The 14710-nt window shown below is 74.6% G+C and carries 12 protein-coding genes; 8 read left to right on the forward strand and 4 right to left on the reverse strand.

The window, feature by feature from the left end; translation table 11 throughout:
* Window positions 1–2 precede the first annotated feature (2 nt).
* Window positions 3–1439, reverse strand: coding sequence for a serine/threonine protein kinase (locus tag O7620_RS30770; RefSeq protein WP_278126645.1), 1437 nt, complete (start codon window positions 1437–1439; stop codon window positions 3–5).
* 164 nt (window positions 1440–1603) lie between these two features.
* Here O7620_RS30770 and O7620_RS30775 point away from each other — a divergent pair, with 164 nt between their 5' ends.
* The 7 genes from O7620_RS30775 (at window position 1604) to O7620_RS30805 (ending at window position 10396) form a co-directional block, all read left to right on the forward strand.
* Window positions 1604–2437 carry a patatin-like phospholipase family protein gene (locus tag O7620_RS30775; RefSeq protein ID WP_278126646.1) on the forward strand — a complete coding sequence of 278 codons (834 nt, stop codon included), beginning with the start codon at window positions 1604–1606 and terminating at the stop codon, window positions 2435–2437.
* Complete coding sequence (locus O7620_RS30780; RefSeq protein WP_278126647.1) at window positions 2437–3453, forward strand: 1-acyl-sn-glycerol-3-phosphate acyltransferase; 1017 nt, start codon at window positions 2437–2439, stop codon at window positions 3451–3453. Before O7620_RS30775 ends, O7620_RS30780 begins: the two co-directional genes overlap by 1 nt.
* A gap of 9 nt (window positions 3454–3462) precedes the next feature.
* Window positions 3463–3783, forward strand: coding sequence for a divalent-cation tolerance protein CutA (gene cutA, locus O7620_RS30785; protein ID WP_151492206.1), 321 nt, complete (start codon window positions 3463–3465; stop codon window positions 3781–3783).
* A gap of 48 nt (window positions 3784–3831) precedes the next feature.
* The gene (locus O7620_RS30790) at window positions 3832–7629 is read left to right on the forward strand and encodes a hypothetical protein (RefSeq protein ID WP_278126649.1); all 3798 of its coding nucleotides are present in this window, start codon (window positions 3832–3834) and stop codon (window positions 7627–7629) included.
* 131 nt (window positions 7630–7760) lie between these two features.
* Window positions 7761–8810, forward strand: a complete 1050-nt coding sequence (locus O7620_RS30795; protein ID WP_278126651.1) for an acyl-CoA desaturase — start codon at window positions 7761–7763, stop codon at window positions 8808–8810.
* Window positions 8811–8951: 141 nt separating this feature from the next.
* Window positions 8952–9245 (forward strand): 4a-hydroxytetrahydrobiopterin dehydratase, encoded by a 294-nt coding sequence (locus O7620_RS30800; protein WP_151489267.1) that lies wholly within the window; start codon window positions 8952–8954, stop codon window positions 9243–9245.
* The gene (locus O7620_RS30805) at window positions 9242–10396 is read left to right on the forward strand and encodes an FHA domain-containing protein (protein ID WP_278126653.1); all 1155 of its coding nucleotides are present in this window, start codon (window positions 9242–9244) and stop codon (window positions 10394–10396) included. The genes O7620_RS30800 and O7620_RS30805 overlap by 4 nt, the downstream gene beginning before the upstream one ends.
* 122 nt (window positions 10397–10518) lie before the next feature.
* Here O7620_RS30805 and rocD read toward each other — a convergent pair whose 3' ends face one another.
* From rocD to O7620_RS30820, 3 genes are all read right to left on the reverse strand, one after another.
* Window positions 10519–11733 carry an ornithine--oxo-acid transaminase gene (gene rocD, locus O7620_RS30810; protein WP_192580206.1) on the reverse strand — a complete coding sequence of 405 codons (1215 nt, stop codon included), beginning with the start codon at window positions 11731–11733 and terminating at the stop codon, window positions 10519–10521.
* On the reverse strand, window positions 11733–12548 hold the full coding sequence (gene ddaH, locus O7620_RS30815) for a dimethylargininase (protein WP_278127224.1): 816 nt from the start codon (window positions 12546–12548) through the stop codon (window positions 11733–11735). The genes rocD and ddaH overlap by 1 nt, the downstream gene beginning before the upstream one ends.
* Window positions 12549–12866: 318 nt before the next feature.
* Window positions 12867–13652, reverse strand: coding sequence for a DMT family transporter (locus O7620_RS30820; protein WP_278126655.1), 786 nt, complete (start codon window positions 13650–13652; stop codon window positions 12867–12869).
* A 234-nt stretch (window positions 13653–13886) separates the two neighbouring features.
* Between O7620_RS30820 and O7620_RS30825 the strand changes: the two genes are divergently transcribed.
* Complete coding sequence (locus tag O7620_RS30825; protein ID WP_278126656.1) at window positions 13887–14693, forward strand: DNA-formamidopyrimidine glycosylase family protein; 807 nt, start codon at window positions 13887–13889, stop codon at window positions 14691–14693.
* Window positions 14694–14710: the final 17 nt, after the last annotated feature.

Consider the following 14710-nt stretch of genomic DNA (forward strand, 5'->3'; position numbering starts at 1 on the left):
GGTCAGACCTGCGCCGCACCCAGTTCGGCGATGGCGGCGTCCAGGCGTTGCGCGTACGCCGGACTGATGCCGCCCTCACCGAGGCGGACCGCGACCTTCTCGCGCAGCCGGGCCACCGGCGGTGCCAGCTCGTCCCGGCCGGAACCGACCGCCGCGGTCAGGTTGCGCAGCTCGTTGCGCAGGTCCAGGCCCACGTCGGAACGGATCTCGCCGGCGTTTAGCCCGTCGCCGATCAGCCGGTCGACGCGGTTCGCGGCCTCGACCAGGGTGCCCGGGTCCGAGCTGGGCGAGCCGGCACTCGACCGCGCCGACGGCGACGGGGTCGGGAGCCGGGGTGCCTCGGTGACCGGCGGGTCGGACGACGGGGGTGCCACCGGGCCGGTCGACGGCTGCGTCCGGGGTGCCGGCCGCTCGTCGGGCAGCAGGGCCACCCCGGCCAGCGCCACGCCGACCGCGAGGACCGCCGGAACCAGCAGCAGCGCGACCCTTCGACGTGACCGTCCGGCCGCCACCTCGGACGGCGCGTCCGCCGTCGTCGGCTCGGTGACCGGCTCAGGTGGCAGGGCCAGGGTGGACACCGGGACCGCGGTGGTCGAGGGCTCGGCCGGCAGCAGTTGGTCGCGCAGGGCGGTGGCGACCTGCCGGGCCGTCGGCCGGCCGGCCGGATCCCGGGAGAGGCTGCGCAGGCAGATCCGGGCCACCGCCGGCGGCAGCTCCGGCAGGTCGGCCAGGGTCGGCGGCGGGCCGCCGGCCAGCGCGGCGCTGAGCTGCTCCCAGGTGTCCGCCGGGTACGGAACCCGGCCGGTGAGCGCCTCGTGCAGCAGTACGCCCAGCGAGTACACGTCGCTGGCCGGCTGGGCGGGGGCGCCGTCGAGCCGTTCCGGGGCCACGTACGCGGGGGTGCCGAAGGTGCCGCCGTCCTCGTCCTCGTCCGGCGCGCCGATCCGGGTGGCGATGCCGAAGTCGAGCACCTTGACGCCCGTCGCGGTCATCATCACGTTGGCCGGGGTGATGTCACGATGCACGATGCCGAGCCGGTGCGCGGCGGCCAGCGCGTCGGCGATCTGCGCGCCCACCTGGACCGCCTCGGTCCACGGCAGAGGCCCCTCGGTGAGCCGCAGCTCCAGCTCCTCGCCGCTGAGCAGTTCCATCACCACGAACGAGGTGATCGAGCCGTCCGGGTCGACCGTCTCGCCGTAGTCGTGCACCGAGGTGACGTGCGGGTGCACCAACTGCGCGGCGGCGCGGGCCTCCTCGCGCACCATGTCCCGGAAGCGGGCGTCGGCGGCCAGCGACGGTGCGAGCACCTTGAGCGCGACGACCCGGTCGAGGACCTCGTCGCGGGCACGCCAGATGACCGACATTCCGCCGGCGCCAACCTGGTCGACAAGCCGGTACCTGCGGGCCAGTAACCGGCCCGGGTGCAGCGCTGCCTTCACGGATCGCACCTGCCTCGGGGTGGGGGCCGTATCAGGTTGCGCGAATGTGTCCAGCCTGTCAACGGCGTCACCGCCCGCCGTCGACCGGCGGCGTCCGCGCTGCGCCGAATGCCGGGTGGCAGCGTCCCGCCGCCCGGCGGCGGGCCCGTGCCAGGATGAGAGGCATGGCGGGGGGACCGGTGGCGTTCGTACTCGGCGGCGGGGGAGTTCTCGGCGCGGTCGAGGTGGGCATGTTGCGCGCCCTGTTCCGCGCCGGCATCCAACCCGACATGGTGCTCGGCACCTCCATCGGCGCGGTCAACGGCGCGCTGGTCGCCGCCGACCCGTCGGAGGCGGTGACCGACCGGCTGGTCCGGCTGTGGGCGTCGCCGGAGGCCAGCGAGGTGTACGGCGACTCCGTCGCCCGGCAGTTGCGCCGCTTCGCCGCCCGCACCCACCTGCACTCGCCCCGACCTCTGCGCCGGCTGCTCGAATCGGAGCTGGGCGTGGACACCACGTTCGCCGACCTGCGGGTGCCGTTCCGCTGCTGCGCCGCGCACATCGAGCGGGCCGCCGAGCACTGGTTCGACAGCGGGCCGGTGGTGCCGGCCGTGCTGGCCTCGGCCTCGGTGCCGGGCCTGCTGCCACCCATGGAGATCAACGGTGCGCACTACGTGGACGGTGGCATCGTCAACTCCATCCCCATCGGCGAGGCGGTGGCCGCCGGCGCCGGCCGGATCTTCGTCCTCCAGGTGGGCCGGATCGAACGCGAGCTGACCCCGCCCCGACGGCCGTGGGAGATCGCCCAGGTCGCGTTCGAGATCTCCCGCCGGCACCGCTTCTTCCGGGAGATGGCCGCGCTGCCCGAGGGGGTGGAGGTGCACGTCCTGCCGACCGGTGGGCTGAATCCGCGTGACGACACCCCGTGGGCGTACCGGGACATGGCGGCCGTGGGTCGGCGGATCAGTCGGGCCTACACCGCCTCCCGCCGCTACCTCGCGACCCACGTGGAACGCTGATGCCGCTGCCCCCCAGGTGGCTACGCCGGTTGTTGATCGCCCCCGCCGTGGTGCTGCTCGCGTTCCTCGTCGTCACCACGCTGCCGGTCTGGGCGCTGCTCGCCGCGGCTGCCTCCCCACTGGTCCGGGGCCGGCTCCGCCCGCTGCGGCTGCTCTGGATCGGCTGCGTCTACCTTGTGTGGGACGCTGGCGCGCTGCTCGCGCTGTTCCTGCTCTGGGTGGCCTCCGGGTTCGGCTGGCGGACCCGGTCGCCGGCCTTCCAACGCGCGCACTACGTGCTGGCCGGCTGGTTCCTGCGGGTGCTGTTCTGGCAGGCCCGCTGGACGCTGCGGCTGCGCATCGACGTGGTCGGCACGGACCCGGACACCGCGTTGCCCGGCCGGCCCGAGCTGGTGCTCTGCCGGCACGCCGGGCCGGGTGACTCGTTCATCCTGATCCACGGGCTGGTCAACTGGTTCCACCGGGAACCGCGGATCGTGCTCAAGGACAGCCTCCAGTGGGATCCGGCGATCGACGTGCTGCTCAACCGGCTGCCCAACCGGTTCATCGCGCCGACACCGGAGCGGGGTGAGGAGACCGTACGCCAGGTCGGGCACCTGGCCGACGGCCTGGATGACAACGACGCCTTCGTGATCTTCCCGGAGGGCGGCAACTTCACCCCCAAACGGCGGCTGCGTGCCATCGCCCGGCTGCGCTCCCTCGGCCTGGAGCGGATGGCGCAGCGCGCCGAGCGGATGCGTCACGTGCTCGCCCCGCAGCCCGGCGGAATGCTCGCCGCGCTCGACGCCGCCCCGGACGCCGGGGTCATCTTCGTCGCGCACACCGGCCTGGACCGGATGCTCACCGCCGCCGATGTCTGGCGGGAACTGCCCATGGACAAGCGGATCGTGATGCGGTTCTGGTCGGTGCCGCCGGAGGAGGTGCCGACCGGGCGACAGCAGCGCATCGACTGGCTCTATGACTGGTGGGCGCAGATTGACACCTGGATCGCGGCCAATCGGGACGCCGCCGCGTAGGGTGCGCTCGTGGACCAGATCTGCGTGGTGACGACGGTGGTGGATGCGCGTTCGGTTGCCGACGTGCTGGCGGCCGCGGCCGTCGCCGGGCGGCTCGCCGCCTGCGCCCAGGTCGGCGGGCAGGTGGACAGCACCTACTGGTGGCGCTCCGGTGTGGAGACCAGCACCGAGTGGTCGGTGCAGTTCAAGACCGCACCGGACCGGCTCACCGCGTTGGTCGACCAGATCCGGGTCAGCCATCCGTACGAGGTACCGGAAATCCTGGTGTCCAGGGTGGACAGCGGTGACCCCGGCTACGTCACCTGGGTACACGAGCACACCCGACCGTGAGTACGCGCACTCTGGGCGGCACCCGGGACGGGTTCCGATGATGTGCGGGTGGATGACACCCGCTATCCCTGCCCCGCCTGCGGCGCCCCGGCTGACCTGAACGCCGGCTGCGCCGGGTGCCGCCGCCCACCCGACCCGGTCGCCGCCGAGGTGGTCCGGCTGGGTCGGGAGGTCGCTCAGCTCAAGCCGCAGGTGGAGCAGGCCCGCCGGACGTACACCGAGCTGGCCGGGCGGCTGGCGGCCACGTCGCGGCGGCGGGCGGAGCTGGCGGCGCTCGTCCGTGCCGCGGTGGCGGTGCCCGTTGCGGGGCCGGCGCCGGTGCCCGCTCCGGCGGCTCCGGGGGTGGCGGAGACTCCGGCGGCTCCAGGGGTGGCGGAGACGTCGACCCGGACGATCCAGGGTCTGCTCTTCGTCCTCGGTGGACTCCTGCTGGGCACCGCGGCGGTGGTGTTCACGGCGGTCGCCTGGGCGTCGGTCGGGGTCGGTGGACGGGCGCTGATCCTGGCGGCGTTCACCGCGCTCGCACTGACCGTGCCGCTGCTGGCGGTCCGCCGGGGGTTGCGTGGCACGGCGGAGACGTTCGCCGCGGTGGGGCTGCTGCTGGTGGTGCTCGACGGGTACGCGGCCTGGTCGGTGAACCTGGCCGGAGTCGCCGGCTGGCCGGGCACCCGGTACGCCGCGCTGGTCGGGGGTGTCAGCGCGGCGGTCGCCGTGGCGTACGGCCGGTCCAGTGGACTGACCGGGCCGTGGTTCGCCGCGTTGCTGGGCGCGCAGCCGGTGCTGCCGCTGCTCGCCGCCAACGCGCGGCCGGACGCCGACGGCTGGGCGCTGGTCCTGCTCGGGGTGGCGCTGCTGGATCTGGCCGTGTTGGCGGCGCTGCGCGGCCGACCGGGGACGGCGCTGCTCGTCGGTCGGGTGGTGGCCGGCGCCGGGCACGTCGCGGCGCTCGTGGGTGCCGCTGGCTGCGCCGTCGTGTCGTTGCTGCTCGGCCGCGCCGCGGGCACACCGCTGCTGGCCGGGGTGCCGCTGCTGCTGGTCGTCCTGACCGCGCTCGCCGCGGCCCGGCTGGTCGGCGGCGCGACGCTGCGGACGGTGGCCGCCGGGCTGCTGGTGCCGGTGCTGGCTCTCGCGCTGCTGCGTCCGGTGGTCGAGCTGCGGCCGGCGCTGCTGCTGCTCGCGGCGGCGGTGGTGGCCGTCGGCCTGGCCGCCGCGGTGCGCCTGCTGCCGGCGTCACCCGGATTGCGGGGGGCCGAGCCGAAGCGAGCCGAGCCGGCGGGGGCCGGCCCGGGCGGGGCCGGCTCGGACATGGCCGGATCGAGCGCGGCCGGCTCGGGCGTGGCCGGGTCGGGCGCGGCCGGGTCGAGCGCGGCCGGGTCGAGCGCGGCCGGGTCGAGCGCGGCCGGTGCCCGCGACTGGCGGATCGGCCCGCGAGTGGGGGCGCTACTGGTCGCCGCTGGTACGGCGCAGATCGCGGCGCTGATCACCGGTGTCCTGGCGGTCGCCGCCGCCAGCCGGTCGCTGCCACCGTGGGGCGGGGCAGACGCGGGTCCGGACCTGGACTGGGGCTGGCAGCTGGCACCCGCCGTGGCGCTGGCGCTCGGCGCGACGGCGCTGCTGGTGCCTCGGCGGGCGTGGGAGGTGCTCGCCACGGCCGGCGCGGTGGCGGTGCTGCTCGCGGTGCCGGCCGGCTGGACCGCGTCCTGGTCGGCCGTGCTGGCCGTGGACCTGGTCGGCGGGGCCGCGCTGCTGCTCGCCGTGCTGGCCCGCCCGGCGACCCGACCCGCCGTGCTGTCCACCCGCGCGCTGGGCGGCGCCGTCCTGCTCGGGCACGGACTGCTGGTGGCCCTGGCCGATCCGGTGGGTGCTCTCGTGGCGCTCGGCGTCATCGCCGTGGCCGGTCTGGCGCTCGCCGCGCGGCAGGCCGCCGGCCCGTACCGGCGGGTGGCCGGCGGGGGGCTTCTCGTCGCGCAGCTCGCACTGCCCGGGATCGCCGCGGTGGCGTCGTTCGCGGCGGGCGCGCCGCCCTGGTGGCAGGTCCGGCTCGCGCTGGCCGCCGCCGGGCTGCCGCTGGTCGCGGTCCTCGCGGCGCGTCGTCACCGGATCGGGCTGACCGGGTACGCGGTGACCGGCGGGGTGGCCGCGGTGACCGTACCCGGGCTCGCGCCCCTGGTCGCGGCGGGCGACGAGCCCCTCGCGCTGTACGCGGCACTGGCGGCGTCGGGCGTCGCGCTCGTCGCCCGGTGGGACCGGCCGACGACCGACATCGGAACGCCGCCGGTGGTCGACGGGTCACCGGCGGCCGGGGAGCCGTCGGTGGTCGGGGGGTTGCCGGCGGCTGGGGGGCCGTCGGTGGTCGGGGGGTTGCCGGCGGCTGGGGGGCCGTCGGTGGTCGGGGGGTTGCCGGCGGCTGGGGGGCCGTCGGTGGTGGGCCGATCGCCGGCGGTCGGGGGGCCGTCGGCGATCGGCCGTCCGGGCGTGCTGGTGGTGGCGGGTGCAGTGCTGGGGGCGGTGGCCGTGCTGGCGGCCCTGCCGACGATGCTGTCCGCGCTCGTGTCGCCGTACGGCAGCGGGGGCCGGCTCTGGTCGGGGGTGCCGACCGTCGTCGCCGACTCGGTGGCGTACCCCGTCGGGCTGGCACTGGTCGCACTGGCGGTGGCCGCCGTCCTGGCGGGTCGACCGAGCCGCCTCCCGGTGCTGGCCGCGCTGCCGTTCGCCGCCGGGGCACTGCCGGTGCTGCTCGTCGCGGTCGGTGTGCCCTGGCCGGTGCTCCCGGGTGCCGTGCTGCTCGCCGGTGTGGCCGCGCTGCTGCTCGCCGCCCTGGCCGCACCGCGCCCGGCGCTCGCGCCGACCGCCGTACCGGTGGGGGCGGTGCTGGTCGCCTCCGGCGTGCTGGGGCTGTTCGCCACCCGGGCCGGCACGCTCGCCGCCGAGGCGGTGCTGCTGGTGACGGCGGTGATCGTCGCGGTCGGGGCGCGGACGGTCGAGGTGCGGGTCGCGGGGTACCTCGCGGCGGTGGGCGCCGCATCGGCTCTGGCGGTGACCGCACCGCTCGCCGCCGGGCAGCCGCTGCGGTCGGCGGCGTACCCGTTGCTGGCGGTGGCCGCGCTGGTCCTGGCCGTCGCCGCCGCGACCAGCCCGGCGCGGGCGGTCGCCGCGACCAGCCGGACGGCGACGGCGCAGGCCCGACCCGGACGTGTGCTGGACGCCGCCGCGCAGGCGGTGGCGCTGGTGGCGGCCGTGCTCGCCGTCGAGGTGGCGCGGCACCTCGCAACCGTCTGCGTGCTCTGGGGTGTCGCCGTGGCGTTGCGGCTGCTGCGTCGGGGCGAGCCGGCCGGACGCCGGTGGACGTTCGCCGGCATCGCCGCGGGCAGCGAGCTGGTCGGGGCGTGGGTGCTGCTGGCCGCCGGCGGGGTGACGGTGCTGGAGGCGTACACCCTGCCGGCCGCGGCCCTCGCCCTCGGCGCGGGCCTGCTGGCCCTGCGGACCAGGCCGGGGCTGACCAGCTGGCCGGCCCTCGGCCCGGGGCTTGTCGCGGCGCTGCTGCCGAGCCTGGTGTCGGTGCTGGCCGGGCCGGATCCGCAGCCGTGGCGGCGGCTACTGCTCGGTGCGGCGGCGTTGAGCGTGGTGCTGGCCGGAGCGGCCCGCCGCTGGCAGGCTCCCGTGCTGCTCGGCGGCGCCGCGCTGACCCTGCTGGCGCTGCACGAACTGATCCGGGGTTGGGACCTGCTGCCCCGATGGATCTACCTGGCGCTCGGCGGGCTGGCGCTGGTCGGGCTGGCCGCCACCTACGAGCGGCGCCGACGCGACCTGGCCCGGCTGCGGGCCGCCGTGACCAGGCTCGGCTGAGTCGTGGGGGGTAGGGCCCGCCCTACCCCCCATTCGGGGGTTGTCAGGGTTACTCAGCGCGACCGCTGCCCGGACACTTGACATTAGGCCCGAACCAACCCGGTACGGGCGTAAGTGGAACGGGAGCAGCGATGGCGCTCGGAGCGGTGGCAGAACCGCCGGTACGACGGCGAGGTAGTGACTACGCACAGTTGTCCCGACGGATCAGCCAGGCGGGCCTGCTGGAGCGGCGCCCCGGCTGGTACGTCACCCGCATCGTGCTCACCCTCGGCGCCTTCGTGGCCGGCTGGGTCGCCGTCCTCCTGATCGGTGACTCCTGGTGGCAGCTGCCGCTCGCGGCCGTGATGGCGGTCGCCACCACCCAGGTCGCGTTCCTCGGGCACGACGCCGGGCACCGCCAGATGTTCCGTCGGCGCGGCCCGAGCGAGCTGGTCGGGTTGTTCGCCGGCAACGTCGCGGTCGGGATCAGCTACGGCTGGTGGGTCGACAAGCACAACCGGCACCACGCCAACCCGAACCACGAGGACGAAGACCCGGACGTCGGCGCGGGCGCCCTGGTGTGGACACCCGAGCAGGCGATCGAGACCCGGGGCTTCGGCCGGTGGATGGCTCGGCGGCAGGCGTACTTCTTCTTCCCGATGCTGCTGCTCGAGGGCCTGAGCCTGCACGTGGCGAGCATTCGGGCGATCATCGGCCGGGAGAACGGCCGGTACACCGTCCCGATGCGGCACCGGGCCGTCGAGGCGGCGCTGCTCGGCGTGCACACCGTCGGGTACGTGGCGCTGCTGCTGGCGGTCATGTCGCCGGTCAAGGCGCTGCTCTTCGCCGTCGTGCACCAGGCGCTGTGGGGCCTCTACATGGGCTGCGCGTTCGCGCCCAACCACAAGGGCATGCCGATGCCGACCGCCGAGGACGAGCTGGACTTCCTGCGTAAGCAGGTGCTGACCTCCCGCAACGTGCGCGGCAGCCGGCTGGTGGACACCGCGCTGGGCGGGCTCAACTACCAGATCGAGCACCACCTGTTCCCGAACATGCCCCGGGCCAACCTGCGCCGGGCCCAGCCGATCGTCCGCGCCTACTGCGTCGAGCAGGGCATCGCGTACGCGGAGACCGGGCTGGTCGAGTCGTACCGGCAGGCACTCGGCCACCTGCACGAGGTGGGCCGGCCGCTGCGCGGCTGATCCAAAGGCCGCTGCGCGGCTGTTGCGAGGACTGATTGGGGTGGCATCTGACGATGCCGCCCCATCGTCGTTGATCGTCCGGTGAGCCGGACCTCGGCGGCGCGTACGGCCCGCCGTACGCGCCACCGGTAGGGTCTGCTCATGGCAGACCTGCTCACCGCGGACGCGGTGCGAGAAGAGCTGGGCCGGTTGCCCGACTGGTCGGGCGACCCGACCGGCATCGGTCGTACGGCCCAGCTCGGCAGTTTCCCGGCAGCCATCGCGGTGGTGGACCGGGTGGCGACGGTGGCCGAGGAGCTTGACCACCATCCCGACATCGACATCCGGTGGCGGACCCTGACCTTCCGCTGTGTCACGCACTCGGCCGGTGGGGTCACCTACCGGGACTTCGAGTTGGCCCGGCGGATTGACGACATCGTCCGGAGTGCGGCATGAGATTCGAGATCAGCAAGGTTCTGGACGCCATCGAGGGGCGGGTCTGCACGGACCCGTCGCTGGCTCGGGCCGTGGTCGACCTGGCCGAGATCATCCGTTACCAGGACATCGACGGCGGTCGGCCGGCCAGCCTGCTGCGCCTCGGCATGGTCATCGACGCGCTCTCCCGCGAGCTGGAGGAGGACAGCGTCCAGGTCTACGCGGTCGTGCACCGGGCGCTGCTCTCCGACGCCGACCTCACCTCGAACGAGCGGATGGTGGTGCGCCGCTGGGCCGACGACGGCCTCGTCGAGGTGCTCGACAACCCGGGCGACCGGATGCTGGAGGTGGCCGACCTGCTCGGTCTGCCGGTGCTCAGCCGGGTCCGCTTCGACGGGCTGCGCGGCCGGTTCCCGTGGCTGGTCGAGCAGCCCGGTCGGGTCGTCGCCCCGGTGCCCGGCGCCGGCGGGCCGGTGTTCATCGCACACGTCGGCGGCGGGCACTCGCCGGTGGCCGGCAAGCGTTCGCCGACCGGCGTGAAGCTGCTGGCCCGCCAGTGGCGCTGCCCGGAGTCGGGCTGCGCGCTGTTCGGCGGCGGTGGCGGGGGTGGCGCGTTCGCCGACCTGGCCGGAGGAGCGGACCGCAGCCCGGCGGCGCAGCCACCGCCCGCGCTGCGCAACGGCGCACCGACCTGCCCCCGGCACGGCGTACGCCTCGGTGACGGCGGCCCGCGTCCGCGTACGGAGGTGCTGGCGGTGCGCGTCGGCGGGCTGGTCCGGCGGCGGTTCGTGCTCAGCGACGAGCAGCCGGTGGTGGCCGGCCGGGCTCCGGAGCAGGACGGCGGGATCATGCTCGGGCAGTGGCTCAACGACGAGGCCCGGCGGTGGATCAGCCGGGGTCACGTCCGCTTCGAGCTGCGGGTCGGCGAGGTCATCGTCACCGATGTGAGCACCAACGGCTCCGGCATCCGCCCGGGCGGTTCGATGGCCGAGTCGGACCGCATCCCGCTGGCCCCGCAGCAGTCCCGGGTGCTCGGCGAGAACGACATGGTGGAGCTGTACCCCGGGGTGCAGATCGGTCGGGCCGAGGAGCTGCCGACGGGTGCCCCGTTCACCCCCACGTCGGTGATGGCCGAGGCCCCGACGATGGCGATGCGCCTACCCCGCCCCTGACGCGCCCCTGCGGTGCGGTGCGGTGCGTCAAGATCCGCACAAGAACAGGGAAGGTGCTGCCTCGACACCGTCCGAGGCAGCACCTTCCCGGTAGTTGCGCAGATCTTGGCCAGCGCGGTCCGTCAACCGGCCAGCACGGCGGCGAGCTGGGCCACCGCCAGGTCGATCTCCTCCTCGGTGATGACCAGCGGCGGGGCGAGCCGGATGGTGGAGCCGTGGGTGTCCTTGGCGAGCACGCCACGCTCGGCGAGTCGTTCGCACGCCTCCCGCCCACTCATCAACGCCGGGTCGATGTCCAGACCGGCCCACAGGCCACGGACGCGTACCGCCACCAGGCCCTTGCCGACCAGCCCTTCCAGGCCGGCCCGCAGCCGCTCGCCAAGCTCGGCCGAGCGGCGCTGGAACTCGCCGGTGGCGAGCAGCCGGACCACCTCGATGGCGACCGCGCAGGCCAGCGGGTTGCCGCCGAAGGTGGAGCCGTGCTGGCCGGGCTTGAGCACGCCCAGCACGTCGGCGTTCGCGGCCACCGCGGAGACCGGCACGATGCCGCCGCCGAGCGCCTTGCCCAGCAGGTACATGTCCGGCACGACGCCCTCGTGGTCACAGGCGAAGGTCGCGCCGGTACGCCCCAGGCCGGACTGGATCTCGTCGGCGATGAACAGCACGTTGCGCTCGGTGCAGACCTCGCGTACGCCCGGCAGGTAGCCCTCCGGCGGCACCACCACGCCCTGCTCGCCCTGGATCGGCTCCAGCAGCACGGCCACGGTGTTCTCGTCGATCGCGGCGGTCAGCGCCTCCAGGTCGCCGTACGGCACGACCGTGAAACCGGGGGTGTACGGCCCGAAGTCGGCGCGGGCGTCCTCGTCGGTGGAGAAGCTCACGATGGTGGTGGTCCGGCCGTGGAAGTTGCCCTCGGCGACCACGATGTTGGCCTGCCCGGCGGGCACACCCTTGACCTGGTAGCCCCACTTGCGGGCCACCTTGATCCCGGTCTCCACCGCCTCGGCGCCGGTGTTCATCGGCAGCACCAGGTCCTTGCCGCACAGCTCGGCCAGCTCCCGGCAGAAGTCGGCGAACTGGTCGTGGATGAACGCCCGGCTGGTCAGGGTCAGCCGGTCCAGTTGGGCGTGCGCGGCGGCGATCAGCTGCGGGTGCCGATGGCCGAAGTTCAGCGCCGAGTAGCCGGCCAGGCAGTCCAGGTAGCGGCGGCCGTCCACGTCGGTGAGCCACGCGCCCTCGGCGGACGAGATCACCACCGGCAGCGGGTGGTAGTTGTGCGCCGTCCAGCGCTCGGCGTCCCGGACCGCTCCCGGCGTACGCAGGATGTCATCCACGATCACTTGCTTGCCTTTCCCTGACGGAGTCGCAGCGTGCAGCACTTCGGTCCGCCGCCGGCCTTACGCAGCTCGGACAGGTCGACACCGATGGTCTCGTAGCCCCGGTCGCGCAGCGTGGCGGCCAGGTCGGTGGCCTGCGCGGGCAGCACCACGTGCCGGCCGTCGCTGACCGCGTTCAGGCCCAGCACCTCCGCGTCGGCCATGGTGGCGTGGATCGCGTCGGGGAAGAGCCGGCGCAGTACGGCCTGGCTGCCGGGGGAGAACGCCTCCGGCAGGTACGCGACGGTCCGCTCGTCGAGCACGGTCAGCGCGGTGTCCAGGTGGTAGAACCGCGGGTCGACCAGCTGCATGGTGATCACCGGGTAGCCGAAGACCTCCTGCAACTGGGCGTGCGAGGCGTGCGCCGTGCGGAAGCCGGTGCCGGCCAGCAGGTGGTCGCCGGCCAGCAGGACGTCGCCCTCACCCTCGTTGACGTGCTTCGGGTCGTACATCTCGAAGCCGGCGGCCTCGAACCAGGCCCGGTAGGCCGGCGCCTCGTCGGCGCGCTGCGGGTCGCGGAACTGCACCGCCATCGCCTTGCCGTCGATCACGGTGCCACCGTTGGCGGCGAACACCATGTCGGGCAGGCCGGGCACCGGAGTGATCTCCTCGACGGTGTGGCCCAGGTCGCGGTACGTCTGGCGCAGCTGCTCCCACTGGCGGACGGCCAGCGCGGCGTCGACCGGCGCGCTCGGGTCCATCCAGGGGTTGATGGCGTAGTCGACGGCGAAGTACGTCGGCCGGCACATCAGAAGGCGCTGGCTGGTGGCGTCCATCGTCATTGTCCTGCTCCCAGGGGTCGGGCGCGCCCGGCCACCGTGGCCCACGGGCTGGCGCCGTTGCTCAACGTTATGCGGCGCCAGTGGCAGGATCCACCATCGAGAGTTGCGCAGACCGAACATTCGTTGCGTCTGCGCCACAGTCGGTTGCGATTCGTTGCGTCTGCGCTTCGCCGTACCCCGGAAACACTTCAGGGGCGGCGAATCGCCGCCCCTGAAAGGGTGTTGCCCCCGGTGAACCACCGGATCGTTCGGGCTGCCGGCGAACCGCCGGGTCTTTCGCCGGTGGACCACCGGCGAGCCGAACAGTGCCCGCTAGAACCGATCGACAAACTGTGAGTCAAGCCACTCGCGGAAGCGCTGCACCCAGTCGCCGTCGGTGGTTGGCCAGACGAACTGGCCGGTCATCGCCAGTACCCCGAGCACCACCGCGGTCAGACCGATCAGCACGCCGAACAGCGCGTCGGTCTTGCCGGCGACGTGCCGGCGGCGGGTGGCCATCAGGCCGAGCACCGACAGCACCGCGCCGACCGCGCCGAGCCCGATGCCGTACCCGGCCAGGGTGCCGGTCAGCACGAACAGCGCACCGGCGACGGACACGATCAGGCCGAGGGTGGCGAGCAGGCTGGCCCGTGGCTTCGGGCCGCGCGTCACCGGCGGCTCCGGTGCGGTCCGCTCCGGCGTCGGGTCGACCGGCCGGTCGGTGGTGTCGGCCGGCCGCGTGGCCCGGTCCCGGTCGAGGTCGACGTCCCGCTCGGCGGTGCGATCACGCGTCGGGGTCGGCGTGGCGACGGCTCGGGCGTCGCCCTCCACCGGCCGGGCGGTCGCGGCCCGGGCCACGGCCGCGCGCTCGGCGGCCCGTCGCTCGGCTTCGCTGGTCTGGTCGCCGGTCGCGGCGGTGCTGCGGTACGTCGTCTGGTCGGCGTCCCGGTCGGTGACCACCGGTCGGCCGGCGGCCTCGCCGTCGGACCGGCCCTCGGCCAGCGTCGTGTTGTCTCGGTTGGTGACCGGGGTGTCGCGGCCGTCCACGCGGCCGTCGAGGTTCTCGTCCCGCGTCGGTGCCGGCTCGGACCGGCGGGACAGCGAAGGAATCCTGACCACTACACACCTCCTGTTGAATGCGTGGTGGCCGACGGAAAGGGTGGCACCCACGCGGTGTCGACCCCCAAATACCCACCTGGGCGTTTCCTGACACCAATCCCGGGTACGGCTCCCGACGCGCGCCCTGATCGCCTGGGCCGCGTTCGTGGCCGGCGTCAGGGGGCCGCGCCCGGGCTGACGTCGCCGCACAGCTCGCCCGATCCGGCCGAGCGCCGCTGGCTATCCTTGGCACCCGTGCCAGAGGGACACACGATCCACCGCCTGGCGGCCCGCCACGCCGACCTGTTCGCCGGCGACAAGCCGCACGCCAGCAGCCCGCAGGGCCGCTTCGCCGAGGGCGCGGCCCGGCTCTCCGGCACGGTCCTGGAGAGCACCGAGGCGTACGGCAAGCACCTGCTGCACCACTACGCCGGCGAGCTGACCCTGCACGTGCACCTCGGGCTGTACGGCACGTTCACCGACGGGTCGGGGGAGCCGCCGGAACCGGTGGGCCAGGTGCGGCTGCGGTTGGCCAGCGACCGGCACTGGCTGGACCTGCGCGGCCCCACGGCCTGCGAGCTGCTCGCCCCGCCCGAGGTGGCGGCCCTGCGGGCCCGCCTCGGGCCGGACCCGCTGCGCGCCGACGCCGATCCCGAGCGGGCGTACGCCCGGATCTCCCGCAGCCCGACGCCCCTCGCCGCGCTGCTGCTGGACCAGTCGGTGGTGGCCGGCACCGGGCTGATCTTCGTGACCGAGGCGCTGTTCCGGGCCGGGTTGCCGCCGACGTTGCCCGGCCGCCTCCTGACCCGCGACGGCTGGGACGTGCTCTGGGCCGACCTGGCCGCGCTGATGCGCCTCGCCGTCGCGCACGGCCGGATCGACACCGTCCGCGACGCGCACCTGCCGGAGGTCATGGGCCGGCCGCCCCGGATGGACCGCCACGGCGGAGAGGTGTACGTCTACCGCCGCCCCGGCGCGCCCTGCCACGTCTGCGGTACCGAGGTCAGCCGCGGCGAGCTGGCCGGCCGCAACCTCTACTGGTGCCGCACCTGCCAGGCCTGAGCCGACGGCACCACGAT

The organism is Micromonospora sp. WMMD710, from assembly GCF_029626045.1.
Lineage (GTDB): Bacteria > Actinomycetota > Actinomycetes > Mycobacteriales > Micromonosporaceae > Micromonospora.